Annotated in this window: 22 protein-coding genes; 6 read left to right on the top strand and 16 right to left on the bottom strand. The window is 63.0% G+C overall.

Annotation, left to right across the window (positions count from 1 at the left end; all coding sequences use genetic code 11):
* Positions 1 to 199 precede the first annotated feature (199 nt).
* Together CAG11_RS11160 and CAG11_RS11155 are read left to right on the top strand one after the other, a co-directional pair.
* Positions 200 to 1,783: a peptide chain release factor 3 gene (locus CAG11_RS11160; RefSeq protein ID WP_022642288.1), complete on the top strand. Its 1,584-nt coding sequence runs from the start codon at positions 200 to 202 to the stop codon at positions 1,781 to 1,783.
* Between the two features lie 234 nt (positions 1,784 to 2,017).
* The gene (locus tag CAG11_RS11155; protein ID WP_022642289.1) at positions 2,018 to 2,260 is read left to right on the top strand and encodes a hypothetical protein; all 243 of its coding nucleotides are present in this window, start codon (positions 2,018 to 2,020) and stop codon (positions 2,258 to 2,260) included.
* A gap of 104 nt (positions 2,261 to 2,364) precedes the next feature.
* On the opposite strand, the gene CAG11_RS11150 is transcribed toward CAG11_RS11155, so the two are convergent.
* The 10 genes from CAG11_RS11150 to CAG11_RS11100 all read right to left on the bottom strand — a co-directional run bounded on the left by CAG11_RS11150 (position 2,365) and on the right by CAG11_RS11100 (position 15,287).
* Entirely contained in the window at positions 2,365 to 3,333 is a 969-nt protein-coding gene (locus CAG11_RS11150; protein WP_022642290.1) for a peptide ABC transporter ATP-binding protein, read from the bottom strand.
* Positions 3,333 to 4,301 (bottom strand): ABC transporter ATP-binding protein, encoded by a 969-nt coding sequence (locus tag CAG11_RS11145; protein ID WP_085596336.1) that lies wholly within the window; start codon positions 4,299 to 4,301, stop codon positions 3,333 to 3,335. The genes CAG11_RS11150 and CAG11_RS11145 overlap by 1 nt, the downstream gene beginning before the upstream one ends.
* A 10-nt stretch (positions 4,302 to 4,311) precedes the next feature.
* A complete protein-coding gene (locus CAG11_RS11140; RefSeq protein WP_022642292.1) occupies positions 4,312 to 5,223 on the bottom strand; it encodes an ABC transporter permease subunit in 912 nt (303 codons plus the stop codon).
* An 11-nt stretch (positions 5,224 to 5,234) separates the two neighbouring features.
* Positions 5,235 to 6,245, bottom strand: coding sequence for an ABC transporter permease subunit (locus tag CAG11_RS11135; protein ID WP_053138564.1), 1,011 nt, complete (start codon positions 6,243 to 6,245; stop codon positions 5,235 to 5,237).
* A 72-nt stretch (positions 6,246 to 6,317) separates the two neighbouring features.
* On the bottom strand, positions 6,318 to 7,913 hold the full coding sequence (locus tag CAG11_RS11130; protein ID WP_085596335.1) for an ABC transporter substrate-binding protein: 1,596 nt from the start codon (positions 7,911 to 7,913) through the stop codon (positions 6,318 to 6,320).
* Between the two features lie 78 nt (positions 7,914 to 7,991).
* Positions 7,992 to 9,398 (bottom strand): OprD family porin, encoded by a 1,407-nt coding sequence (locus CAG11_RS11125; RefSeq protein ID WP_085596334.1) that lies wholly within the window; start codon positions 9,396 to 9,398, stop codon positions 7,992 to 7,994.
* Between the two features lie 169 nt (positions 9,399 to 9,567).
* Complete coding sequence (locus CAG11_RS11120; RefSeq protein WP_085596333.1) at positions 9,568 to 11,169, bottom strand: ABC transporter substrate-binding protein; 1,602 nt, start codon at positions 11,167 to 11,169, stop codon at positions 9,568 to 9,570.
* A gap of 278 nt (positions 11,170 to 11,447) precedes the next feature.
* Complete coding sequence (locus CAG11_RS11115) at positions 11,448 to 13,073, bottom strand: ABC transporter substrate-binding protein (protein WP_053138570.1); 1,626 nt, start codon at positions 13,071 to 13,073, stop codon at positions 11,448 to 11,450.
* Between the two features lie 704 nt (positions 13,074 to 13,777).
* On the bottom strand, positions 13,778 to 14,341 hold the full coding sequence (locus CAG11_RS11105; RefSeq protein WP_022642296.1) for a helix-turn-helix domain-containing protein: 564 nt from the start codon (positions 14,339 to 14,341) through the stop codon (positions 13,778 to 13,780).
* Between the two features lie 226 nt (positions 14,342 to 14,567).
* Positions 14,568 to 15,287, bottom strand: a complete 720-nt coding sequence (locus CAG11_RS11100; RefSeq protein ID WP_085596331.1) for an SIMPL domain-containing protein — start codon at positions 15,285 to 15,287, stop codon at positions 14,568 to 14,570.
* 256 nt (positions 15,288 to 15,543) lie between these two features.
* On the opposite strand from CAG11_RS11100, the gene CAG11_RS11095 reads away from it, so the two are divergent.
* The 3 genes from CAG11_RS11095 to CAG11_RS11085 all read left to right on the top strand — a co-directional run bounded on the left by CAG11_RS11095 (position 15,544) and on the right by CAG11_RS11085 (position 19,185).
* Positions 15,544 to 16,806 (top strand): ATP-binding protein, encoded by a 1,263-nt coding sequence (locus CAG11_RS11095; RefSeq protein ID WP_085596330.1) that lies wholly within the window; start codon positions 15,544 to 15,546, stop codon positions 16,804 to 16,806.
* Positions 16,799 to 17,359 (top strand): response regulator transcription factor, encoded by a 561-nt coding sequence (locus CAG11_RS11090; RefSeq protein WP_053138573.1) that lies wholly within the window; start codon positions 16,799 to 16,801, stop codon positions 17,357 to 17,359. The genes CAG11_RS11095 and CAG11_RS11090 overlap by 8 nt, the downstream gene beginning before the upstream one ends.
* A 98-nt stretch (positions 17,360 to 17,457) precedes the next feature.
* Positions 17,458 to 19,185, top strand: a complete 1,728-nt coding sequence (locus tag CAG11_RS11085) for an ABC transporter ATP-binding protein/permease (RefSeq protein WP_085596329.1) — start codon at positions 17,458 to 17,460, stop codon at positions 19,183 to 19,185.
* Positions 19,186 to 19,251: 66 nt separating this feature from the next.
* Here CAG11_RS11085 and CAG11_RS11080 read toward each other — a convergent pair whose 3' ends face one another.
* Both CAG11_RS11080 and CAG11_RS11075 read right to left on the bottom strand, forming a co-directional pair.
* Positions 19,252 to 19,443, bottom strand: a complete 192-nt coding sequence (locus CAG11_RS11080) for a hypothetical protein (protein WP_022642299.1) — start codon at positions 19,441 to 19,443, stop codon at positions 19,252 to 19,254.
* A gap of 13 nt (positions 19,444 to 19,456) precedes the next feature.
* Complete coding sequence (locus CAG11_RS11075) at positions 19,457 to 21,094, bottom strand: phospholipase (RefSeq protein WP_085596328.1); 1,638 nt, start codon at positions 21,092 to 21,094, stop codon at positions 19,457 to 19,459.
* Positions 21,095 to 21,344: 250 nt separating this feature from the next.
* Here CAG11_RS11075 and CAG11_RS11070 point away from each other — a divergent pair, with 250 nt between their 5' ends.
* A complete protein-coding gene (locus CAG11_RS11070; protein ID WP_085596327.1) occupies positions 21,345 to 22,286 on the top strand; it encodes an AEC family transporter in 942 nt (313 codons plus the stop codon).
* A 39-nt stretch (positions 22,287 to 22,325) separates the two neighbouring features.
* Here the strand turns inward: CAG11_RS11070 and CAG11_RS11065 are convergent, their stop codons facing one another.
* The 4 genes from CAG11_RS11065 to gatB form a co-directional block, all read right to left on the bottom strand.
* Positions 22,326 to 22,706 (bottom strand): carboxymuconolactone decarboxylase family protein, encoded by a 381-nt coding sequence (locus CAG11_RS11065; RefSeq protein WP_022642302.1) that lies wholly within the window; start codon positions 22,704 to 22,706, stop codon positions 22,326 to 22,328.
* Positions 22,703 to 23,767: a calcium/sodium antiporter gene (locus CAG11_RS11060; RefSeq protein ID WP_085596326.1), complete on the bottom strand. Its 1,065-nt coding sequence runs from the start codon at positions 23,765 to 23,767 to the stop codon at positions 22,703 to 22,705. The genes CAG11_RS11065 and CAG11_RS11060 overlap by 4 nt, the downstream gene beginning before the upstream one ends.
* Positions 23,768 to 23,815: 48 nt before the next feature.
* Positions 23,816 to 24,190 (bottom strand): septal ring lytic transglycosylase RlpA family protein, encoded by a 375-nt coding sequence (locus CAG11_RS11055; RefSeq protein ID WP_085596362.1) that lies wholly within the window; start codon positions 24,188 to 24,190, stop codon positions 23,816 to 23,818.
* A 115-nt stretch (positions 24,191 to 24,305) separates the two neighbouring features.
* Positions 24,306 to 25,751, bottom strand: a complete 1,446-nt coding sequence (gatB, locus tag CAG11_RS11050) for an Asp-tRNA(Asn)/Glu-tRNA(Gln) amidotransferase subunit GatB (RefSeq protein WP_085596325.1) — start codon at positions 25,749 to 25,751, stop codon at positions 24,306 to 24,308.
* Between the last annotated feature and the right edge of the window lie 7 nt (positions 25,752 to 25,758).

Here is a 25,758-nt window from a genome sequence, read left to right as displayed (position 1 = left end):
GGCGCGAGGTGGTGATCGAGGCGGGGAATCCAACGGGTTCTAGGGCGATGGCCGGGTTGCGGATGCTGCGCGCCCGGTCGCGGCCGTCGCTGGCGCCCGACAGCGGCTACAGGGGGATGGCGGGGCCGGACGGTGGTCCGGGAAGGCAGCTTTGCGCTATACTCGCCGCCCTTTTTTGATCACCGCCAGGCGATTTCCCATGACCCAACAGGCCGCCGAAGTCGCGAAACGCCGCACCTTCGCCATCATTTCCCACCCGGATGCCGGTAAGACCACCATCACCGAGAAGCTGTTGCTGATGGGCAAGGCCATTGCGGTGGCGGGTACCGTCAAGTCGCGTAAGTCCGACCGCCATGCCACCTCCGACTGGATGGAGATGGAGAAGCAGCGCGGTATCTCCATCACCACCTCGGTGATGCAGTTCCCCTATCGCGAGCACATGATCAACCTGCTCGACACCCCCGGCCACGAAGACTTCTCGGAAGATACCTACCGCACCCTGACCGCGGTGGACTCGGCGCTGATGGTGCTCGACGGTGGTAAGGGTGTAGAGCCGCGGACCATCGCCCTGATGGACGTCTGCCGCCTGCGGGATACGCCGATCGTCAGCTTCATCAACAAGCTGGACCGCGACATCCGCGACCCGATCGAGCTGCTGGACGAAATCGAGGCGGTACTTAAGATCAAGGCCGCGCCGATCACCTGGCCGATCGGTTGCTACCGCGATTTCAAGGGCGTGTACCACCTGGCGGGTGACTACATCATCGTCTACACCCCGGGCCATGGCCACGAGCGTACCGAGACCAAGATCATCGAGAAGCTCGACTCCGCCGAAGCCCGTGCCCACCTGGGCGACGAGTACGAGCGTTTCCTCGAGCAGCTGGAGCTGGTGCAGGGCGCCTGCCATGAGTTCGACCAGCAGGAGTTCCTCGACGGCCACCTGACTCCGGTGTTCTTCGGCACCGCCCTGGGCAACTTCGGTGTCGACCACGTGCTCGACGCCGTGGTCGACTGGGCGCCGCTGCCGCTGCCACGGGCGGCCAACGAGCGCAGCGTGGCGCCCCAGGAAGAGAAGTTCTCGGGCTTCGTGTTCAAGATCCAGGCGAACATGGACCCCAAGCACCGCGACCGCATCGCCTTCATGCGCATCTGCTCGGGCAAGTACGAGAAGGGCATGAAGATGCGCCACGTGCGCACCGGCAAGGACGTGCGCATCGGCGACGCCCTGACCTTCTTCTCCTCCGAGCGTGAGCAACTGGAAGAAGCCTATGCCGGCGACATCATCGGCCTGCACAACCACGGCACCATCCAGATCGGCGACACCTTCACCGAAGGCGAGGCCCTGGGCTTCACCGGTATCCCGCACTTCGCCCCGGAACTGTTCCGTCGCGTGCGCCTCAAGGACCCGCTGAAGTCCAAGCAACTGCGCCAGGGCCTGCAACAGCTGGCCGAAGAGGGCGCGACCCAGGTGTTCTTCCCCGAGCGCAGCAACGACATCATCCTCGGCGCCGTCGGTGTGCTGCAGTTCGATGTGGTGGCCAGCCGCCTGAAGGAAGAATACAAGGTCGAATGCGCCTACGAGCCGATCACCGTGTGGTCCGCGCGCTGGATCAGCTGCGACGACAAGAAGAAGCTGGAGGAGTTTTCCAACAAGGCGGTGGAGAACCTGGCACTGGACGGCGGCGGTCACCTGACCTACCTGGCGCCGACCCGGGTCAACCTGGCGTTGATGGAAGAGCGCTGGCCGGACGTGAAATTCCGCGCGACCCGCGAACACCACTAAGTTCGCCGGCAACATCCCAAGCCCCGCAGTGCAGGCTGCGGGGCTTTTTTGTGCCTGTTGGCAAGCCCAGGGTGGCACGCCCGTTAGTCGGACGGGGGCTCCTGGCATGGGGATCGATAGCTGGCTATCTGGAAAGTCTCGGGTATCGCGACTAGGTTTCAGGTGGTGCTGTGGCCGCTGCACGTCAGGGTTTGCAGCCATCGATGATTCACCTATGAAGGGATGGAATCGGCTATGAGAATTTTTCAACGCGTGGTGCTGCTGATCAAGGTGCTGGTGCTGCTGAGCCTGGGAACCTCCGGGGCCTGGGCCCACAACCTGTTGCAGGTCAAGGAGCCGGGTTACTCGTCGGAGCAGAGCACGCCGGTGCAGATGCTGGCCAAGTCCGAGTCGGAGCCGGGGGATGAGGGGCAGGGCGGCAGTTCGGGGGATGACGACCAGACCACCGACGATGGCGGGGAGCCCGATCAGGGGTGAAAAAAACCCCTCGCGGCGGATCGATGCGCAATCCGTCGCAAGGGGCCGGTGCAACAAGGTCAAGGCGTCTGCGGTGGTCCCGCAGGCGCCTTTTTCATGCTCGTCTACAAGAACTGCTCGGCGTAGTGGCAAGCCACTTGGCGTGTGTCGAGCTGGCGCAGGGCCGGCTCTTCAGTGCTGCAACGCTCGGTGGCGTACGGGCAGCGCTTGTGGAAGGCGCAGCCGGGCGGCGGGTTCAGCGGGTTGGGCAGTTCGCCGGCGATCTTGATCTTCGGTTTGTCCGGGTCCGGGTGGATGGCCGGGGTCGCCGAGAGCAGGGCCTGGGTGTAAGGGTGCAGGGGACGGTTGTAGATGTCCTCCTTGGGCCCCATTTCCACCGGCCTGCCCAGGTACATCACCAGTACCTGGTCGGCGACGTGGCGCACCACCGCCAGGTTGTGCGAGATGAAGACGTAGGCGGTGTTGAATTCCTGCTGCAGGTCCATGAACAGGTTCAGCACCTGGGCCTGGATCGACACGTCCAGGGCCGAGGTCGGTTCGTCCGCCACCAGTACCTTGGGTTGCAGCATCATCGCCCGGGCCAGGGCGATGCGCTGGCGCTGGCCGCCGGAGAACATGTGTGGATAGCGCTGGTAATGCTCGGGGCGCAGGCCCACCTGCTTCATCATCGCCTGGACTTTCTCGCGGCGCTCGGTGGCCGACAGCTTGGTGTTGATCAGCAGCGGCTCGGCCAGCTGGTCACCGATCTTCTGCCGTGGGTTGAGCGAGGCATAGGGGCTCTGGAACACCATCTGCACGTCGCGGCGCAGTTGCTTGCGCTGCTCCTTGGTGGCGCCCTTGACCTCATGGCCGGCGATCTGCAGCGAGCCCGAGGATGGCTCTTCGATCAGGGTCAGGGCCCGGGCCAGGGTGGACTTGCCACACCCGGATTCGCCCACCACGGCCAGGGTCTTGCCGGCCTCCAGTTCGAAGGACACGCCATTGAGCGCGCGGACGGTGGCGTGGCCCTTGAACAGGCCCCGGGACACTTCGTAGTGACGGGTCAGGTCGCGGGCGGTTAGAACGACGGCCATCACGCCACCTCCTGGTTGAGCGGGTAGAAGCAGCGCACCAGGCTGGCGGCTTGCGGATCGAGGCCGGGGCGTTGCTGGCGGCAGTTTTCCTGGACGTAGGGGCAGCGTGGCGACAGCAGGCAGCCCTGGGGTCGGTCATAACGACCGGGAACGATGCCCGGCAGGGTGGAGAGCCGCGAGGCACCGAGGCTGTGCTCGGGAATCGCCGCCAGCAGGGCTTCGCTGTAGGGGTGTGCGGGGATGTCGAACAGCTCCGGCACCTTGCCTACTTCCACGGCCTGGCCGGCGTACATCACGCAGACGCGCTGGGCGGTCTCGGCCACCACGGCCAGGTCGTGGGTGATCAGCACCAGGCCCATGTTCTGCTCTTTCTGCAAGCTCAGCAGCAGGTCCATGATCTGTGCCTGGATGGTCACGTCCAGGGCGGTGGTCGGTTCGTCGGCGATCAGCAGCTTGGGTTCGCCGGCGATGGCCATGGCGATCGCCACGCGTTGGCTCATGCCACCGGACAGCTGGTGCGGGTAGGCGTCCATGCGGCTGGCGGCGCCGGGGATCTCGACCTTCTCCAGCAGTTCGATGGCGCGCTTGCGGGCGGCCTTGCCGGACATCTTCAGGTGCAGGCGCAGCACTTCCTCGATCTGGAAACCCACGGTGTAGCTGGGGTTCAGCGCGGTCATCGGGTCCTGGAAGACCATGGCCAGGTCCTTGCCGACGATCTGCCGGCGCTGGCGGGCGCTGAGCTTGAGCATGTCCTTGCCGTCGAAGGTCAGGGCGTCGGCGGTGACGATGCCGGGATGCTCGATCAGGCCCATCAGGGCCATCATGGTCACCGATTTGCCGGAGCCGGACTCGCCGACGATGGCCAGTACTTCGCCCTTGTCGACCTTGAGGTCCAGGCCGTCCACCACGGGAACTGCCTTGGCGTCGCCGAAACGGACATTGAGATTCTTGATTTCTAACAGTGACATGGGAATCTCCTCAGGCGGCATTCTTGAGCTTCGGATCCAGCGCATCGCGCAGGCCGTCGCCCATCAGGTTGATTGCCAGCACGCTGAGCAAAATGGTCAGGCCAGGCAGGCTCACTACCCACCAGGCGCGTTCGATGTAGTCGCGGGCCGAGGCCAGCATGGTGCCCCACTCGGGGGTAGGCGGCTGGACGCCGAGGCCGAGGAAGCCCAGGGCGGCGGCGTCGAGGATCGCCGAGGAGAAGCTCAGGGTGGCCTGGACGATCAGCGGCGCCATGCAGTTGGGCAGCACGGTGATGAACATCAGGCGCGGCAGGCCGGCACCGGCCAGGCGTGCGGCGGTCACGTAGTCGCGGTTGAGCTCGCCCATGACGGCGGCTCGGGTCAGGCGCACGTAGGACGGCAGCGAGACCACGGCGATGGCGATCACGGTGTTGATCAGGCCTGGGCCGAGGATGGCGACGATGGCCACGGCCAGCAGCAGCGAAGGCAGGGCCAGCATGATGTCCATCAGGCGCATGATGCTCGGGCCCAGCAAGCGCGGGAAGAAGCCGGCGAACAGGCCCAGCAGGATCCCCGGGATCAGCGACATCACCACCGACGACAGGCCGATCAGCAGCGACAGGCGCGAACCCTGGATCAGGCGCGAGAGCAGGTCGCGGCCCAGTTCGTCGGTACCCAGCAGGAACTGCATCTGCCCGCCTTCGAGCCAGGCGGGTGGGGTCAGCAGGAAGTCGCGGTACTGCTCGCTGGGGTTATGCGGGGCTACCCAGGGGGCGAACAGTGCGCAGAACACCACCAGCAGCATGAACAGCAAGCCGGCCACGGCGCCCTTGTTGCGGGAGAAGTGCTGCCAGAATTCTTTGTAGACGGACGGGTAAAGCAGGCTTTGATCGACTGCTACCGAGGAAGTTGGAGTGCTCATGAGTCTTGGCCTCAGCGCTGATGACGGATGCGTGGGTTGGCAAAGCCGTAGAGGATGTCCACCACGAAGTTGACCATGATCACCAGGCAGGCGATCAACAGGATGCCGTTCTGCACCACGGGATAGTCCCGGGCGCCGATGGCTTCGATCAGCCATTTACCGATGCCGGGCCAGGAAAAGATGGTTTCGGTCAGGACCGCGCCGGCCAGCAGGGTGCCGACTTGCAGGCCGACCACGGTCAGTACCGGGATCAGCGCGTTGCGCAGGCCGTGGACGAAGACCACCCGGTTGGGCGACAGACCCTTGGCCTTGGCGGTACGGATGTAGTCCTCACGCAGCACTTCGAGCATCGAGGAGCGGGTCATCCGCGCGATCACCGCCAAGGGAATGGTGCCCAGCACGATGGCGGGCAGGATCAGGTGTTCCAGGGCATCGACGAAGGCGCCGGTGTCGCCGGCCAGCAAGGTATCGATCAGCATGAAGCCGGTCTTGGGCTCGATGTCGTAGAGCAGGTCGATACGTCCGGAAACCGGGGTCCAGCCCAGGCTCACCGAGAAGAACATGATCAGGATCAGGCCCCACCAGAAGATCGGCATCGAGTAGCCGGCGAGGGAAATCCCCATCACCCCGTGGTCGAACAGCGAGCCGCGCCTGAGGGCGGCGATCACCCCGGCCAGCAGGCCGATGACGCCGGCGAAGAGCAGGGCGGCCATGGCCAGTTCCAGGGTCGCGGGGAACAGCGAGGAAAACTCGCTCCAAACGCTGGTGCGGGTGCGCAGGGACTCGCCCAGATCGCCATGGGCAAGCTTGCCGATGTAGTCCAGGTACTGGGCATACAGCGGTTTGTTCAATCCAAGGCGTTCCATTGCCTGGGCATGCATCTCGGGGTCGACCCGGCGCTCGCCCATCATGACTTCCACGGGATCGCCGGGAATCATGCGGATCAAGGCGAAGGTCAACAAGGTGATGCCGAAGAATGTGGGAATCAACAACCCCACACGGCGGGCAATAAAACTAAACATCTTCTGAAGTACCTCAATCAGCCGGTTAGGCGTGTCCGCCGCTCCCGGGTCGGGAGCGGTGGGCGTTTCTTATTACTTCACCTGGGTGGTAGCGAAGTTGTTGGTGGTCAGGGGGCTCTGGTGATACCCCTCGACGTTCTTGCGCATGGCGGTGAACATTTTCGGATAGGCCATGGGAATCCAGGGTTGATCCTGCTCAAAGACCAGCAGGGCCTTTTCATAGAGTTCGGCACGCTTGGCAGGTTCAGCCTCGGCGCGGGCCTGGTCGATCAGGTCCTGGAAGGTCTTGTTGCACCAGCGGGCGTAGTTTTCGCCGTTTTTCGCCGCGTCACAACTCAGGTTCGGGGTCAGGAAGTTGTCCGGGTCACCGTTATCCCCGGCCCAGCCAGCGGACACCATGTCGTGCTCGCCGTTCTTCGCGCGCTTGAGCATTTCGCCCCATTCCATCACGCGGATATCCAGCTTGAGGCCGATCTTGGCCAGGTCGGCCTGCATCATCTGTGCGCCCAGCAGCGGGTTGGGGTTGGTCGGGCCGCCGCCGTTGCGGGTGAACAGGGTGATCACGGTGCCTTCGGGCACCCCGGCTTCCTTGAGCAGGGCGCGGGCCTTGTCCAGGTCGCGGGGCGGGTTCTTCAGGCTGGTGTTGAAGCCCAGCAGGGTCGGTGGGTACGGGCCGGTGCCGACCAGGGCGTTGCCCGGTCCATACAGGCTGTTGACGTAGGCTTCCTTGTCGAAGGCGATATCGATCGCCTTGCGGACCCGCACGTCGCTCATGTACTTGCGGGTGGTGTTCATGGCGATGTAGCCGGTGGTCATGGCCGCCAGTTCATGTACCTGCAGGTTCGGGTCGGCCTTGATGCTGGGAATGTCGTCGGGCTTGGGATACAGGGCGACCTGGCACTCGTTGGCCTTGAGCTTCTGCAGCCGTACGTTGTTGTCGGTGGTGATCGCCAGGATCAGTGCTTCAGCCGGTGGCTTGCCACGGAAATAGTCCGGGTTGGCCTTGAACCGCACCTGGGCGTCCTTGGCATAGCGGATGAAGATGAACGGGCCGGTGCCGATCGGCTTGCTATTGAGCTCGGCGGTCTTGCCTTCCTTGAGCAGCTTGTCGGCGTATTCGGCCGGGAAGATCGACGAGAAGGCCATGGCCACGTCGGCCAGGAACGGAGCTTCGCGGCGGGTCAGTGTGAAGACCACGGTGTGGTCGTCGACTTTCTCTACGCTCTTGAGCAGTTCCTTGAAGCCCATGCTTTCGAAATAGGGGAAACCCACGCTGGACTTGTCATGCCAGGGGTGTTTCGGGTCCAACTGGCGCTGGAAGCTCCAGAGCACGTCGTCGGCGTTCATGTCGCGGGTCGGGGTGAAGTAGTCGGTGCTGTGGAACTTGACGCCCTTGCGCAGGTGGAAGGTGTATTGCAGGCCGTCAGGGCTGATTTCCCAGGACTCGGCCAGGGCCGGCTCGATGTCCGTGGTGCCCGGCTTGAAGTCCACCAGGCGGTTGAAAATGGTTTCCGCCACTGCGTCGGCAGTCACCGCGGTCGTGTACTGGACCATATCGAAGCCTTCCGGGCTGGCTTCGGTACAGACCACCAAGGGTTTGGCCGCGGCGCCCAGGGCGACGCTCAGCAATGCGGCGCTCAAGGCCGCTTTCATGGGTAGCATTTTCATCGAGAACCCCTTTCGAACGATGGAACCAGCGTAGCTTGAAGGGCGGACTCGTCATGAGTCCGCCGTTCGACTGGTGGGTTATAGGATATTGAATGGAACCGTGGTGACCAGGCGGAACTCGTTGATGTTGCCGTCGGCCTGGTACTTGCTGGCGCGGTGGGTGGTGTAGGTCGCGCGGATCGCGGTGGCCTTGAGCGGGCCGCTCTGCACCGCGTAGCTGGCGCCGATGCCGTATTCGTAGTGGGTTTCGCCGTCCATGGTGCTGACGCCGACCAATTTGCCTTCGGAGTTCAAGCCACCGTAGGCGGTGCCCTTGTAGTGGGTACCGTCGATGCCCCAGCCACGGGCCTGGTAGATGTTGAACTTGAGGCCGGGCACGCCGTACTCGGCCATGTTCAGGCCGTAGGCGATCTGGAACGACTTCTCGTTCGGGCCGTTGAAGTCCGAGAGCAGGGAGTTGGCCAGGTAGATGCCGTTGGTTTCGTGCAGGTAGTCGAAGTACTCGTTACCGTTCACCGCCTGGTAGGAGAAGGTCAGGCTGTGGGCTTGGTGGGCCAGGCCCAGGGACAGCGAGTAGGTATCGTTGTCGATCTCGCCCATCTCTTTCTTGCCGGTATCGACGGTCTTGTAGTAGTTCAGGCCGGTGGTCAGGCCCAGCACCGAGCTGTCGCCCAGTTCGTGGGTGAAGCCGAAGTAGTACTGGTTCCAGAAGTCTTCCACCTTGGAGGCGTAGAGGCTGGTCTTCAGGCTCTTGAGCGGCTGGTAGTTGGCGCCGATCACGCTGACGCGGTCGGTCTCGGCGGTGTTGTTGGTGTATTCGGAGCGGAATTTCGACAGGCTCTGTTCGGTCCGTGGCGATACCCGGTCATAGGTGCCCGCGTCGAACGACAGGTTGTTGAATTCTTCGCTGTGGATACTGGCCCCTTCGAAGCTCGAAGGCAGCGGACGGTTGCCGATGACATCGACGATCGGCGTGCTGACGTTCTGCCGGCCGACGGTCAGGGTGGTGTTGGATACGCGAAACTTGACGTTGGCCAGGCCCAGCTTGCTCCACTGGCCCACGGCGTCGCCGTCGGAGTGGGTCAGGGTACGGTTGTTCTTGCCGGCGATGTCCTTGCGGTCACGATCCAGGGCAATGGCGTTGTAGGCGGCGACTTCGGTACTGACCCCAACGGTGCCTTCGGTGAAGCCGGAGGTGTAGTTGAGGATGGTGCCCTGCACCCAGTTGATACGGCGTGATGTGGAGGTCGGCTGGCCGTTGTGGTTGTAGGAGAAACGGTCGTTACGACGCTTCAACTCGTTGGCGTACCAGTTACGGGTGCTCCCGGACAGGCTCTGGCCTTCGATGAACCCCTTGGACTCGGCCTGGGCATTCTTGCTGTTCAGTTCAGTCGGGACGAAGTCCTGGCTGACGCTCTCTGCATAGGCCGTAGCAGTGATGCTACTGATGGCCAGGGCTAACAATGCGCTGCTGCTCAGTTTCATGGGTGATGCTCCTTTGTTTTGTTTTTTTACTTGCCGGTTTTTTTCGGCCGGCTGGCTTTTTGGAACTCATTCAAGGCATCGCAAACGTTTGCAGAGGGCTCATTCTCTGAATCCAGGCAATACGCCTGCATGAGGGCGAGCAACGCCCTCAGGGTTCTAAGCTCATCGGTTATGGGGTCAGGCCGACCCCGGAAAAGGAGTTGCGGCCAAAGGGGCTGACCTTGAAGCCCTCGACTTTCGCGCTCAACGGCTGGTTGATCGTCGAATGGGCGATAGGGGTGATCGGCACCTGTTGCTTGAGCAGTTGCTGGGCCTGCTTGTACAACAAGGTGCGCTGGTCGCGGTCGGTGACGATCTTGGCCTGCTTGATCAGCTTGTCGTACTGCGGGTCGCACCACATCGAATAGTTGTTGCCGCCAATGGCATCGCAGCTGTACAGGGTGCCCAGCCAGTTGTCCGGGTCACCGTTGTCGCCAGTCCAGCCGATCAGGCTGACGTCGTGCTCGCCGTTCTTGGTGCGCTTGATGTATTCGCCCCATTCGTAGCTGACGATCTTCACCTTGAGGCCGATCTTCGCCCAGTCCGCTTGCAGCATCTCGGCCATCAGCTTGGCGTTGGGGTTGTAAGGGCGCTGCACAGGCATGGCCCACAGGTTGATCTCCGTGCCTTCCTTGACTCCGGCGGCCTTGAGCAGCTCGCGGGCCTTGTCCGGGTTGTAGGCGGCATCCTTGATGCTGTCGTCGTAGGACCACTGGGTCGGCGGCATGGCGTTGACCGCCAACTGGCCGGCACCCTGGTACACGGCATTGAGGATGGCCGGCTTGTTCACCGCCATGTCCAGCGCCTGGCGCACTTCCAGGCGGTCGAACGGCTTGTGCTGCACGTTGTAGGCGATGTAGCCGAGGTTGAATCCGGGCTTCTCGATCACTTGCAGTTTCGGATCGCTCTTCAGGGCCTCGACATCCGCCGGGCGCGGGTGCAGGGTGACCTGGCATTCGCCGGCGCGCAGCTTCTGCACCCGCACCGAGGCATCGGTGTTGATGGCGAAGATCAGGCGGTCGAGCTTGACCCGGCTCGGGTCCCAGTAGTGCGGGTTGGCGGTGTAGCGGATCTGCGAATCCTTCTGGTAGCGCTGGAAGACGAAGGGACCGGTGCCGATGGGTTTCTGGTTGATCTGGCTCGGGGTGCCGGCCTTGAGCAGGTGCTCGGCGTATTCGGCGGAAAGGATCGAGGCGAAGCTCATGGCCAGGTTCTGGATGAACGCCGCATCCACGGTATTCAGGGTGATGACCACGGTCAGCGGGTCGGTCTTCTCGACCTTGGCGATGTTCTTGTTCAGGCTCATGCCGTTGAAGTAGGGGAACTCCGTCGGGTAGGCACGGCGGAACGGATGGTCGGCGTCGAGCATGCGGTTGAAGGTGAACAGCACGTCGTCGGCATTGAAGTCACGGGTTGGCTTGAAGTACGAGGTGCCGTGGAACTTCACGCCCTCGCGCAGGTGGAAGCTGTACTTCAGGCCATCCTCGGAGATGTCCCAGCGCGTGGCGAGGGCGGGCAGGACGTTGGTCGCGCCTCGCTCGAACTCCACCAGGCGGTTGTACAACGGCTCGGCGGCATCGTTGTCGGTGGCGGTGGTGTATTGCGCGGTGTCGAAGCCGGCCGGGCTGCCTTCGGAGCAGAACACCAGGCTGCGATCGGCAGCCTGGCCCAACGAACTGGCGACCAACAAGCTGCTGCCCAGCAATACCGGGATGATCAAGGAGTGACGCATGACGATCCATCTCCATTTTTTGTTGTGATGATCAAGGGACCATGGCTCCTTCCTGGAGCCTGTACAGGCCATTGATGCCAAACCATGGTTGCAAAAATGCCCACCGTCGCCCTTGCAAGTTGAAGGCCAGGGCCGTATCCGGCGCGGGCTCTGCAAGTCTTTTCGGGTACGGCTCCGGGATCGCGCGGCTGCGAGGTAGCGCAGTTGCGTCGATGCCGGGGCGGACTCTTTCGGGGGGCAAGGCGACGGTGGCGTCAGGACGCCACCGTCGTCGCAAGTTACTTGCTGATGCTCACGCCGTAGAAGGAGTTCAAGCCGAACGGGCTGATCTTGAAGTCCTGCACGTTGGCGCGCATGGGTTGGAACACCGTCGAGTGTGCGATAGGTGTCATCGGGACTGCGTCTTTGAGGATGTGCTGCGCCTGCTTGTACAGCTCGGTGCGTTTAGCGACATCCGATGTGGCCTTGGCTTGCTTGATCAAAGCGTCGTAAGGCTTGTCACACCATTTCGAGAAGTTGTTGCCGTTCATGGAGTCGCAGCCGAACAGGGTGCCCAGCCAGTTGTCGGGGTCACCGTTGTCACCGCTCCAGCCGATGATCATCGCCTGGTTCTCGCCGCCCTTGGAACGCTTGATGTACTCGCCCCACTCATAGCTGACGATGTTCACCTTCAGGCCGATCTTCGCCCAGTCTGACTGCAGCATTTCTGCCATCAGCTTGGCGTTGGGGTTGTAGGGACGCTGTACCGGCATGGCCCACAGGGTGATCTGGGTACCTTCCTTGACGCCGGCTTCCTTGAGCAGTTGGCGGGCTTTCTCGGGATCGTACTTGGCGTCCTTGATGGTGGTGTCGTAGGACCACTCGGTCGGCGGCATGGCGTTGACCGCCAGCTGGCCGGCGCCCTGGTACACCGAATCGATGATCTGCGGCTTGTTCACCGCCATGTCCAGGGCCTGGCGTACCTTGAGGTCGGCCAGAGGGTTGGCGTCGGTGCGGCCCTTGAGGACCGGCATCACGTTGTAGGCGACATAACCCAGGTTGAAGCCGGCCTGTTCAGGCATCTTCAGGTCCTTGTCTTCCTTGAGGGCCTTGAGGTCGGCCGGACGTGGGAAGAGGGTGACCTGGCATTCGTTCTTCTTCAGCTTCTGGATACGCACCGATGGGTCGGTGGTGATGGCGAAGATCAGGTTGTCGATCTTCACGTCTTCAGGTTTCCAGTAGTCCTTGTTGCCGGTGTAGCGGATGTTCGAGTCTTTCTGGTAGCTCTTGAACACGAATGGGCCGGTACCGATCGGCTTCTGGTTGATGTCGCTGGTCTTGCCTTCCTTGAGCAGCTTGTCGGCGTATTCGGCGGACTGGATGGAGGCGAAGCTCATGGCCAGGTTCTGGATGAACGCGGCGTCGACGCTCTTCAGCGAGAAACGCACGGTCTTGTCGTCGAGTTTCTCGATCTTGGTGATGTTGGTGTCCATCCCCATGTCGGTGAAGTACGGGAATTCGGTCGGGTATGCCTTACGGAACGGCATGTCCTTGTCGATCATCCGGGTGAAGGTGAACACCACGTCGTCGGCATTGAAGTTGCGGGTCGGGGTGAAGTAGGGCGTGGTATGGAACTTGACGCCTTCACGCAGGTGGAAGGTGTAGGTCAGGCCGTCTTCGGAGATGTCCCAGCTGGTGGCCAGGCCCGGGATGACCGCGGTGCCGCCACGTTCGAACTGGCTGAGACGGTTGAACAGGGTCTCGGCCGAGGCGTCGAAGTCGGTTCCGGTGGTGTACTGGCCCGGGTCGAAACCGGCAGGGCTGCCCTCGGAGCAGAACACCAGATTAGTCGCCGCCTGGGCGATGGGGGCGCTGGCCAGCAGACCGGCGCTGACTAAAAACGGAATGACTGCTTGTTTGAACATGGTGGCCTCATGATTTGTTGTCATTGTTTGTGTTGAGGGCGACCTTGTGAGTCGACCCGCCGATACTTATGCAGGCCCCATACCCAATGCAAGATGTGGGGCCGGCGCAGGTATCAAAGAGTGGAACGAACGTACAGGAATGACGCATTTGTATAAAACTTGACGCATTTGATCGTTTGCGTCGGTTCTTTATGGTGCATTTGCCGCCTTTTTTGTGGGCATGCATGGGCGATTGAGCCCCGTAATGGTGCATGCCTTGGGCGGGCGGCGAGCGACTTGCGCAGCGGATTTTCCGGTGCACGGGCGGCCCTGCAGGAGAACTGCAACGCCATGGCGGCCGGAAGGAAAGACGCGGGGTAATGGTTGCCAACGGCGTGGGGCAGCGGGGAGCCGAGGCTCAGACCGGCGGCTTGCCAAACCTGGAATGGGTGGAACTTACACATGCAAACCTCATTTTTTCTTTTTCTAGGGCTTACCTGAGGGTGGCCTTGTGGGCCGTGGCAACTCGCCTTGCCATGGGGAATGGATGAACCCATGGAGCCTTTGCGGCGATGGCGAGTGCCTGTCATGTGTTTGCGTGGTCACTCGCCGATGCCGAAATTAAGTCATGCTGAAATTGCGGTCAACGAAAATTAAGCATGACTAACTTTTCTCCTGCGCAAAGCCTCGTCCTTGAGGCTCGGCAGGCATGGCGGGAATGGGTTTCAGGAGGCGGGGAGGTCGTCGAACAGGCCCATGGTGGTGACGGTCAGGACTTCCGCCGGACCGTCGCCGACATTGGCCAGGAAGTGGGCCTTGGTAGCATCGAAGTGCACCGAGTCGCCGGGACCCAGGGGGTATTGCCGGCCTTCGATGGTGTATACGATCTGTCCAGAGAGAACGTAGGAAAACTCCGACCCATCATGGGAGATGAGTTCTGATTGATATCCCACTGAGATGTTCATCTTCACCGCGTTGATCATGTTTCCGGGAAATGAACTGGACAGTCGTTCATAGGCCAGCGGCTGGCCCTCGATGGTGTAGCGCACCCGTTCGCCGTCGTGGGAGTCGGGCTGTGCCTGGATTGGCTGGTCGAACAGGGCGTTCAGTGGAACATTCAGGGACTTGGCGATGTTGACCAGGGATGAAATGGACACGCCGGTGAGATTGCGTTCTGCCTGGGAGAGAAAGCTGGCAGTCAGACCGGACTCGCTGGCAATCTGACGCAGGGTTTTCTTGGCGGCGCGGCGATAGCGGCGCAGGCGTTCGCCGATGCGATCTGCGGTCATTGAAGAGACTCTTATTGGAAAGCTGCAGTAAAAATACCCGGCGTGTATCTGGCGGACGTCAGCAACGTATGACAGATCCATGACGGGGCGTCACTGTAACATCACCTTGCTGGTTGGATTCATACACAACGACGCGAGTTTTTCTAATTCGCCAGACGACAGGTAGAAACGCAAAACGGCGACCACGTTTGCCCGGGGTCGCCGTTTTGCGTGGTTGATGCGTGGCTTATTGCATCAGCACTTCGATGGCGCCGTCGGCGGTCATGTTGACCTTGCTGGTGCCGGCTTCGACTTCCGGGGTGACGGAAGAGGAAGCGAAGTCCGCGCTGGCGGCCTTCATCATCGGTGCGCGCAGGTAGGGCTGTGGATAGCCGTTGCTGTTGAGGTTCAGGTTGACGATCTTGTAGCCCTTGCCACCCAGGGCCTCGGTCGCCAGCTGGGCCCGGGCCTTGAATGCCTGGACCGCGTCCTTGAGCAGGGCATCCTCGCTGGCCTTGCGGGTCGCAGGGGCGATGGCGAAGTCCATGCCGTCCATCTTCAGGTCGGTCAAGAGTTCGCCGGTCAGCTTGGACAGGGCGGCGAAGTTGGAGCTTTCCAGGCGCAGTTCCGCGCGCTCGCGCCAGCCGGTGATCTTCTGGCCCTTGCTGTCGTAGATCGGGTAGCTGTTGCGGCTACCCTGGCTCAGGGTCACTTCCTTGACCTGGCGCGCCTGTTCCAGGGCCTTGTTCATGGTGGTGCTGATTTCTGCCGCCAGCTTGGCTGGATCGGAGTTCTGCGACTCGCTGTAGAGGGTCACGATCATCAGGTCCCGGGCCACTTCCTGGCTGGCTTCGGCGCGCAGGGAAACCTGGTTGTAATGCAATTCATCGGCGGCCAGGGCAGGCAGGCTGGTGAGGGTGCCGGCGCCAAGGGCCAGAAGGGCGACGCTGCGAGTGAAAGGCTGCATGGGATCTCCTTGAGTGCAGTCCGCAAGCCGAAAGTTCGCGCCTGCGTGAGCGATATGACTCTAGCTTTTATTCCCAGTTGCACCCATTACAACTTTGATACACCTTGGCCTCCCTTATTCCGGGACTTGTGCTTGTAGCTCAAAGCTTGCCGCTTGCCGCTGCTTTTCCTGTGGCGCTTTGCCGCAGTTTGCCTGCGTTGGGGGCTGCTTGGTTATACTCCCGCCGATTGCCCTGGAGCGCTCATCAGGAGAGCTCATGCTCGCCCCCGTAAAATTGCTGTCTGCAACTCGCCAGAACCTCTGGCGCCTGACCTTCATCCGCACCCTGGTTCTGGCCGCTCAGGCCGGTTCGGTGGGGCTTGCCTACTGGCTCGACCTGCTGCCGCTGCCCTGGTTGCAACTGGGCATCACCCTGGTGTTCTCCATGGTGCTGTGTGCCTTCACCGCCATCCGTTTGCGCACCTCATGGCCGGTGACGGAGCTCGAATATGCCCTGCAACTGGCTTGCGATCTATTTATCCACAGCGTGCTGCTGTATTTCTCCGGCGGCTCCACCAATCCTTTCGTCTCCTATTACCTGGTGCCCCTGACCATCGCCGCGGTGACCCTGCCCTGGCGCTATTCGGTGGCACTTTCCGGGATTGCCCTGGCCCTCTATACCCTGTTGCTGGCGTGGTTCTATCCCTTGCAGACCCTGCCCATCGCCCGCGAGAACCTGCAGGTCTACGGCATGTGGCTGAGCTTTGCCCTGGCCGCGGCGGTGATCACCTTCTTTGCCGCACGGATGGCCGAGGAGCTGCGGCGCCAGGAAGAACTGCGGGCGATCCGCCGCGAGGAAGGGCTGCGCGACCAGCAGTTGCTGGCCGTGGCCACCCAGGCCGCCGGCGCCGCCCATGAGCTGGGTACGCCGCTGGCGACCATGAGTGTGTTGCTCAAGGAAATGCGCCAGGACCATCCCGATCCGTTGTTGCAGGAGGACCTCAGCGTGCTCCAGGACCAGGTCAAGCTGTGCAAGGAAACCTTGCAGCAACTGGTACGTGCCGCCGAAGCCAATCGGCGGATGGCGGTAGAGATGCAGGATGTGACCCAGTGGCTCGACGAAGCCCTGAACCGTTGGCACTTGATGCGTCCTGAGGCCAGCTATCGTTTCCACCTGCTGGGCCAGGGCCCGATGCCACGCCTGGCACCGCCGCCGGACCTGACCCAGGCGCTGCTGAACTTGCTCAACAATGCCGCCGATGCCTGCCCCGAAGGCCTGGAGGTGCGCCTGGACTGGAATGCGGACGACCTGACCATCAGTATCCGCGACCATGGCGCCGGAGTACCCTTGGCCATCGCCGAGCAGATTGGCAAACCGTTTTTTACCACCAAGGGCAAAGGTTTCGGCCTGGGCCTGTTCTTGAGCAAGGCCAGCGTGACCCGCGCTGGTGGCTCAGTAAAACTCTACAGTCATGAGGAAGGCGGTACGCTCACCGAGCTGCGCCTGCCCCGTGCCGCCCGAGGAGACGACCATGAGTGAAGAGAACCAAGTCGAAGGCGAGGAACTGCCGCACCTGTTGCTGGTGGATGATGACGCTACCTTTACCCGCGTGATGGCGCGAGCCATGAGCCGTCGAGGCTTTCGCGTCAGTACCGCGGGTTCCGCCGAAGAGGGCCTGGCGCTGGCCCAGCAGGACCTGCCGGACTATGCCGCGCTGGACCTGAAGATGGACGGCGATTCCGGCCTGGTGCTGCTGCCCAAGCTGCTGGAGCTGGACCCGGAGATGCGCGTGCTGATCCTCACCGGCTACTCGAGCATCGCCACCGCGGTGGAGGCGATCAAGCGCGGCGCCTGCAATTACCTGTGCAAGCCGGCGGACGCCGACGATGTACTGGCGGCGCTGCTGTCCGAGCATGCCGACCTCGACACCCTGGTGCCGGAAAACCCGATGTCGGTGGACCGCCTGCAGTGGGAGCACATCCAGCGGGTGCTGACCGAGCACGAAGGCAACATCTCCGCCACTGCCCGGGCCCTGGGCATGCACCGCCGTACCTTGCAGCGCAAGCTGCAGAAGCGCCCCGTCCGCCGCTGATCCGCGCCGGGCGCCGTGTCCTCCAGGACAGGTGAAAAAGCGAGCCGATCGACTATGATCGGCTCGATGCTTTCCCCCCTCTCAATCGAGCTCCAATGATGAATCAGAACGCTGAATACTCTGCGGTCAACGATGCCGTGCGCGGGCAATTCTTCCGTCGGGTGTGGGCCATGACCGTGCCCTACTGGCGCAGCGAGGAAAAGGGCAAGGCCTGGCTGCTGCTGATCGCGGTGGTCGGCTTGTCGCTGTTCAGCGTGGCGATCTCGGTGTGGATCAACAGCTGGTACAAGGATTTCTACAACGCCTTGCAGAAGAAGGACGAAGCGGCATTCTGGCACCTGATCCTGTATTTCTGCGGCATTGCCGCGGTGGCGATCCTGGGCGCGGTGTACCGCCTGTACCTGACCCAGATGCTGACCATCCGCTGGCGGGCCTGGCTCACCGAGAAGCACTTCGCCCGTTGGCTGGACAACAAGAACTACTACCAGCTGGAGCAGGGCGGTTATACCGACAACCCCGACCAGCGGATTTCCGAGGACCTCAACAGCTTCACCACCAACACCCTGGCGCTGGGCCTGGGGCTGATCCGCAACCTGGTCAGCCTGGTGTCCTTTTCCATCATCCTCTGGGGCGTGTCCGGCAGCATCGAGGTGCTGGGCTATACCATTCCCGGCTACATGTTCTGGTGCGCCCTGGTGTACGCCCTGGTCGGCAGCTGGCTGACCCACCTGATCGGGCGCCGGTTGATCGGCCTGAACAACCAGCAGCAACGTTTCGAGGCCGACCTGCGTTTCTCCATGGTGCGGGTCCGGGAAAACGCCGAGAGCATTGCCCTGTATGACGGCGAGAAGAATGAGAACCAGCGCCTGAGCAGTCGTTTCGGCAAGGTCTGGCACAACTTCTGGGACATCATGAAGGTATCCAAGCGCCTGACCTTCTTCACGGCCGGTTATGGCCAGATCGCGATCATCTTCCCCTTCATCGTCGCGGCCCCACGTTACTTCGCCGGCAAGATCGAGCTGGGCGAACTGATGCAGATCAACTCGGCCTTCGGCAACGTCCAGGAGAACTTCAGCTGGTTCATCACGGCCTATTCCGACCTCGCAGCCTGGCGCGCCACTTGCGACCGTCTGCTGAGTTTCCGCCAGGCCATGAGCGACAACGAGGAACGCCCCCCGGCCATCGACGTGCGAACCGAGGGCAAGCAGCTGCAAGTGCATGACCTGGGCCTGGACCTGGCCGATGGCCGGCACCTGCTGGCTGGTGCGCAGATGACCGTGAGCCCGGGCGAGCGACTGATGCTCAGCGGCCGTTCCGGCAGTGGCAAAAGCACCCTGCTGCGGGCCATGGGACGCCTGTGGCCGGCGGGCCACGGCAATATCCGCTTGCCGGACCAGCGTGCGCTGTTCCTGCCGCAAAAACCCTACCTGCCCATTGGCAGCCTGCGTGAGGCCCTGAGTTATCCACAAGCGGGCGACAGCTATGCCCAGGAGCGCTACGAGCAAGTGCTGGATACTTGCCGCTTGGCGCATCTGGTACCGCGCCTGGATGAGCCCAATCACTGGCAGCGCATGCTTTCTCCGGGCGAACAGCAGCGCCTGGCCTTTGCCCGGGCGCTGTTGTATGCACCGCAGTGGCTGTACATGGACGAGGCCACCTCGGCCATGGATGAAGAAGACGAAGCGGCGTTGTACCAGGCGTTGATCGACCAGCTGCCGGGGTTGAGCATCGTCAGTGTCGGCCACCGCAGCAGCCTCAAGCGTTTCCATCCGCGGCATGTTCGCATCGACCAGGGCCAGCTGGTGGAGCAGCCCCTGAGCGCCTGATCACCGTCCGGATGTACGAAGGCCCGCCCGGCAGTAGCTGCCGGGCGGGCCTTTTTTTCGCGGGTGTCAGCCGTTCTTGAGGATAGTGCGGTCGACCCGCACCGCCAGCTGGCCGCTGCCCGGCTTGGCGTTGAAGGCCACGTTGCCGCGTTCGTCGACGCTGGCCCGGGCGATGGGCGCGCCGTTGAGCAGCAGCTCCAGCGGAGCGCCCTTGAGGGATTGGCCGGAGGCCAGTTGCAGGTTCAGATTGATAGCCATGGTGATGTCCTTGTCAGGCGTTGCGGTCGATGAAGCGGGTGGCGTTCTTGTCGATGGAGCCGATCAGCTCCGGTGAGCCGCCACGGAACTGGCGGAATACATTGCGCCCGCTGGCGCCGCTGTTGCTGGTGCCGGCCGGGATCGCCAGGGTCGGCTGGAAGCTGTCGCCGAGCTCGACATAGGCCGACCAGGGGCCGATGTACGACTCGTTCAAGCCATTGGTTTCGCTGACGGCGTAGCGCACTGCGTGGCCTGGCAGCCAGTTCGGTTCGCTGGGGGTGTGGCTCTGCCAGCCATCGGCGACGATCGAAGGCATCGCACTGGGGGCTTCAAGGTAGCCCGCCGGTTTGTTGGGGCTGTAGTTCTTGAGCAGCAGGTAGGTGCTCCAGCCCCACCAGTTGTCGATGGTCTTGCTGTCGTTGAGGTTGTTGACGTCGCTGCGACGCAGCACCTGGTCGCCCTTGGTGACGAACAGTGGCGAGAAGTTGCCGCTCTTGGCGGCGTTCAGGTCCGGTGCCACTTTCAGCGCCGCATAGCTGGCCGGGGCCGGCAGGCTGCCGCTGAGGTAGCTGGCGAAGATCTCGTCGGCCGAGCGTTGGACCGCCAGTTTCACCAGCTGGCGATTGCGGTGGTCAACGCTGTCGAAATAGCGCTTGTCGCCGTAGGAGTGCCAGCGATCGCCCTGGGCGTTGCTGACATTGAGGCCGAACTTGCTGTCCTCGTCATGCATGAAGCGGGTGATCAACGAACCCAGGTCGCTGGGAGTGACCACAGCCGCTACTTGCTTGCGCGGCACCCGTACATGGCCGGCGGAGAACAGGTCGGTGAGGAAGTGGTCGGCGAAGGCGCTCATCGCATAGGCCAGTTCCAGTTGCTTGTCATCCGCGGTCTTGCCTGCCTGCACCGCTTGTTGCAGGGCGGCGGTATGGCCGGCGGTGTAGGCCGCCAGCGCCCATTCGCCGAAATGGTCGGCGTTGTTGGCGGCCAGCTTCAGGTAGCGGCCCAGGGGGAACAGCGCGGATACCGCGCTGCCACCGCCGGTGATCTTGTTCCATTCCTCGGACAGGCTGTCGCCGAGGGCGTCATAGGCCTCGTGGGGTTGCTTGCCGTCACGGATGGCCTGGTTGGCGGCGGCGATTTCCTTCTGCATCACGGCCAGGATCTGCCGGGCCTCGTCCTTGGAAGCGGGGAGCACTGCCAGGGAGTTGAATGCGGCGATGAAGCGTTGCACCCGTTCGGCCGGGGTCGCGCCATCGCAGATCGGCTGGTCGGGAATACCGTAGAAGTCACCGCCCAGGGCGACGACCTGGCCGTAGGTCAGGGCCAGGCCGTTGGGCAGGTGCAGTTCGACTTGCCAGGCAGGGATGGCGGGGGCGTCCTTGGCGAAACGCAGCAGGGTGCTGTCGCCGATGGCGGTGTGTTCACCGCCTTCGAAGCGCAGCGATGGCTGGCCCGGTGCTACGGGCTGTGGCTCACGGGGCAGGTGTTCCGGGCGGTGGTACTTGATGGTGTGGTGGCCGTCGGCGACCAGTACCAGGTTGTCGCCATCGCCGTTGATGGCGATGCCTTGTTCGGTGAACAGGCGGTCCAGGTCGGCGATGATCTTGCCGGCATGTTGCGGTTGCTGCTTCTGTGCAGAGATTCCTGACATTTCTAGCTCCTTGATATGTCATGGGTTATTTGAATTTAACTGTATGTATATACAGTTAAAATCGAGGATAAACGAAAATCATTCCACGTCAAGATGGCAAGCATCCGAAGCAGGATGTTTTTTCGCGCCGGCCGCAGTGACGGTTTGGCGAGGCCTCTGGCCCAAGGGTTGGCGGCTCGCTCCTCGAGCGGCCGCGGGATGATTGGATTACCATTGGCCGCCTTACGACAGGATCAAGGTCCACCCGCCCATGCTGGCCATCTTTTTCGAAACGCTGACGATTACCGCGCCCGTCTTCGCCATGCTGTTGCTGGGCCTGTTGCTCAAGCGGGTGGGCTGGATCAACGACAACTTCATCCATACCGCCTCGGCCCTGGTGTTCAACGTCACCATGCCGGCGTTGCTGTTCCTGGGTATCGTCCACGCCGACCTGCGTTCGTCGCTCAAGCCCGGGGTGCTGGTGTATTTTTCCCTGGCCACCCTGGCGTGCTTCGCCCTGGCCTGGCTCTGGGCGATCTGGCGTTGTCCGCGGGAGGATCGCGGTATCTATACCCAGGGCGCGTTTCGCGGCAACAACGCGATCATCGGCCTGGCCCTGGCGGCCAGCATGTATGGCAGCTACGGCATCTCCCTGGGGGCGGTGCTGGCGGCGCTGGTGATCCTTTTCTACAACACCCTGTCGACCATCGTCCTGGCGGTCTACAGCCCGGTGATCAAGTCCGACCCCTGGAGCATCTTCAAGAACGTGATCAGCAATCCGCTGATCGTCAGTGTGCTGGCGGCCGGGCCATTCGCCTACTGGCAGATCGGCCTGCCTGGCTGGTTGCAGACCTCGGGCCAGTACCTGGCGCAGATGACCCTGCCGCTGGCGCTGATCTGCATTGGCGGCACCCTGTCCATGGCGGCCTTGCGCAACAGCGGGCGGATGGCTATCAGTTCCAGCCTGATGAAGATGATCAGCCTGCCGGCGCTGGCGACTTTCGGCGCCTGGCTTTGCGGCTTTCGCGGGGCCGAACTGGGAATCCTGTTCCTGTACTTCGGCAGCCCCACCGCGGCGGCAAGCTTCGTCATGGCCCGGGCGGCCAACGGCAATCATGAACTGGCAGCGGCGATCATCGTCATCACCACGGTGATGGCGGCAGTGACCACCAATATCGGGATCTTCCTGCTGCAGTGGGGCGGCTGGATCTAGGGGGCACGCCGGCGCGCAGGGGCGACCGGCGACGAGATATCACTGGTCTTGCTGGTAGGCGTCTATCACTTCCTGGGCGGCGCGAAAGGCATCGACGGCCGCCGGCACCCCGGCATACACCGCGCAGTGCAGCAGCGCTTCGCGAATCTCTTCGACAGTGCAGCCGTTGTTCAGCGCGCCGCGTACGTGGCCCTTGAGTTCCTGCGGGCACTTGAGGGCGGTCAGGGCCGCCAGGGTGATCAGGCTGCGGGTCTTGAGCGGCAGGCCTTCGCGGTTCCACACGCCTCCCCAGGCATGTTCGTTGACGAAGTCCTGCAAGGGTTGGCTGAACTCGGTGGCGTTGCCCAGGGCTCGGTCGACGAAGGCATCGCCCATCACCTGGCGACGCATCTGCAGACCGCTTTTATTGTTCTCGCTCATGGTGTTTCCCTCTTGTGTTGGCGGTGCCAGGCCCGTAGCGAACTGAACAGCAGGAACGCCACCAGCGCCGGCAGGATGAAAAACAGCATCAGGCGCTCCAGCTTGCCCGCCAGGGGCATGCCGGTCGTGAAGGACATCACGTGCAGCCCGTAGGCCAGGTACAGGCCGAGCAGCAGCAAGCCCTCGGCCCGAGTCACGCGGTAGCCGGAATAGAACACCGGCAGGCACAGGGTCGCGACACCGAGCAGCACCGGCAGGTCGAAGTCCAGGGCATTGGGCGAGACCGACAGCGGCGTGGGCGCCACCAGGGCGGTGAACCCCAGGACTCCCAGCAGGTTGAACAGATTGCCGCCGATCACGTTGCCCACGGCGATATCGCGCTGGCCGCGCAGGGCGGCCAGCAGCGAGGTGGCCAGCTGGGGCAGCGAGGCGCTGACGGCGATCACCGTCAGGCCCATGACCCGCTCCGACAGGCCCAGGTCGTCGGCCACGGTGATCGCGGCGCCCAGCAACAAGTGCCCGGCGAATACCAGCAGGCCCAGGCCCAGGAGGATCAGCAGCAGGCTGCTGAACCAGGGCGTCGGGTGCTTGCGCGCGGGTGGCGCGGGGGAGTGCAGGCGCGTGGCGTGGCGCGACTGGCGCGACAGCAGGGCCAGGTACAGCACCAGCGCCGCCAGCAGGATCGCGCCGTCGAGCGGGCCCAGGTGCTCGTTGTAGGCCAGGGCGAATACCAGCAGGCTGGCGCCGATCATCAACGGGATGTCCAGGCGCACCAGTTGCCGGGAAACCCGTAGCGGAATGATCAGCGCCGAGAGGCCCAGGGTCACCAGGATGTTGAAGATGCTGCTGCCGATCACGCTACCCACGGCGATATCGGTGCTGCCGCCCAGCGTCGCTTGCAGGCTGATGGCCAGCTGCGGGGCACTGCTGCCGAAGGCGACGATGGTCAGGCCGATGATCAGCGGCCGCACATGCAGGCGGACCACCAGGCGCACGGCCGCACGGACCAGCAGCTCGGCACCGGCGACCAGCATCAGCAGGCCGCTGATGAGCTGGATCAGGCTGAGCAGGGGCAGTTCGGCGAAGGCGGTAATGATGAACTCCGGGAATCAGTCGCTGAGGGCTTGGACACGTACTTTCGCGGTTCCGCTGCGCAGCATGTCCAACTGCTGGGCGGCACCGTGGGACAGGTCGATCAGGCGGCCGCGGGTGTGCGGGCCTCGATCGGTGATACGGACCACGACGCGCTTGTCGTTGGCCAGGTTGGTGACTTGCACCCGGGTGCCGAAGGGCAGTTGGCGATGGGCGGCGGTAAGGCCGTTCTGGTCGAAGGCTTCGCCGCTGGCAGTGCGCTTGCCGTGATGCCGGGCACCATAGTAGGAGGCGGTTCCGGTCTCGTCATAACCCCGGGGGTCGACCAGTTGGCTACTGGCGCAGCCGCTGAGCAGTGCCAGCAGGGCGCAGGCGCCGAGCCAGGATTGCAGGGGCGAACGCATGGGGAAAAGGGGGGCGGGCATCGATGGGGAAGGAGGGCTTGCCAGCGAGAACGGCGGTACGCGGACCCCGTTTCGACTGGCAAGCCACGGCTTCATGTCCCGGTCAGCCTTCGAGCTTGCTTTTCAGCAACTCGTTGACCTGTTGCGGGTTGGCCTTGCCCTTGGAGGCCTTCATCGCCTGGCCGACGAAGAAGCCGAACATCTTGCCGCGCTTGGCTTCGTCCGCGGCGCGATATTGTTCGACCTGCTCGGCGTTGGCCGCGAGCATTTCGTCCAGTACCGCCGAGATCGCGCCGGTGTCGGTGACCTGCTTGAGGCCGCGCTTGTCGATGATCTCGTCGGCGTTGCCTTCGCCGTTGGCCATGGCTTCGAACACGGTCTTGGCGATCTTGCCGGAGATGGTGTTGTCCTTGATGCGCAGGAGCATGCCGCCCAGTTGCTCGGCCGATACCGGGGCTTGGTCGATCTCCAGGCCCTGCCTGTTCAGCAGGCTGCCCAGCTCGACCATGACCCAGTTGGCCGCCAGCTTGGCGTCGCCGGCGATGTTGGCGACCTTCTCGAAGTAGTCCGCCTGCTCACGGCTGGAGGCCAGCACGCTGGCATCGTAGACCGACAGGCCGAACTGTTCCTGGAAGCGCTCGCGTTTCTGCGGTGGCAGCTCCGGCAGGGTCGCGCGCACCTGGGCGAGGAAGGAGTCCTCGATGACCACCGGCAGCAGGTCCGGATCGGGGAAGTAACGATAGTCGTTGGCTTCTTCCTTGCTGCGCATCGGACGGGTCTCGTCCTTGTTCGGATCGTACAGGCGAGTCTGCTGGATCACCTTGCCGCCGTCCTCGATCAGGTCGATCTGGCGCTGGATCTCGGAGTTGATCGCCTTCTCGATGAAGCGGAACGAGTTGACGTTCTTGATCTCGCAGCGGGTGCCGAACTCGGCCTGGCCCTTGGGTCGGATCGAGACGTTGCAGTCGCAGCGCAGGGAACCTTCGGCCATGTTGCCGTCGCAGATCCCCAGGTAGCGCACCAGGGCGTGGATCGACTTGACGTAGGCCACGGCTTCCTTGGCGCTGCGCAGGTCAGGCTCGGAAACGATTTCCAGCAGCGGCGTGCCGGCGCGGTTCAGGTCGATGCCGGAGGCGCCGTTGAACTCTTCGTGCAGGCTCTTGCCGGCATCTTCCTCCAGGTGCGCACGGGTGATGCCGATGCGCTTGACGGTACCGTCTTCCAGGGGGATGTCCAGGTGGCCCTTGCCGACGATCGGCAGGTCCATCTGGCTGATCTGGTAGCCCTTGGGCAGGTCCGGGTAGAAGTAGTTCTTGCGGGCGAACACGTTGTGCTGGCCGATCTGGGCGTCTACCGCCAGGCCGAACATCACCGCCATGCGCACCGCTTCCTGGTTCAGCACCGGCAGCACGCCGGGCATGCCCAGGTCCACCAGGCTGGCCTGGGTGTTGGGCTCGGCGCCGAAGGCGGTGGAGCTACCGGAGAAAATCTTCGATTGAGTGGTGAGCTGGGTATGGATCTCCAGCCCGATCACGACTTCCCATTGCATGTGTGTC

Source organism: Pseudomonas sp. B6(2017) (assembly GCF_002112765.1).
In the GTDB taxonomy this organism is placed as follows: Bacteria; Pseudomonadota; Gammaproteobacteria; order Pseudomonadales; family Pseudomonadaceae; genus Aquipseudomonas; species Aquipseudomonas piscis.
Note: the sequence above shows the minus strand (reverse complement) of the source record. Positions and strands in the feature narration are given on the sequence as shown.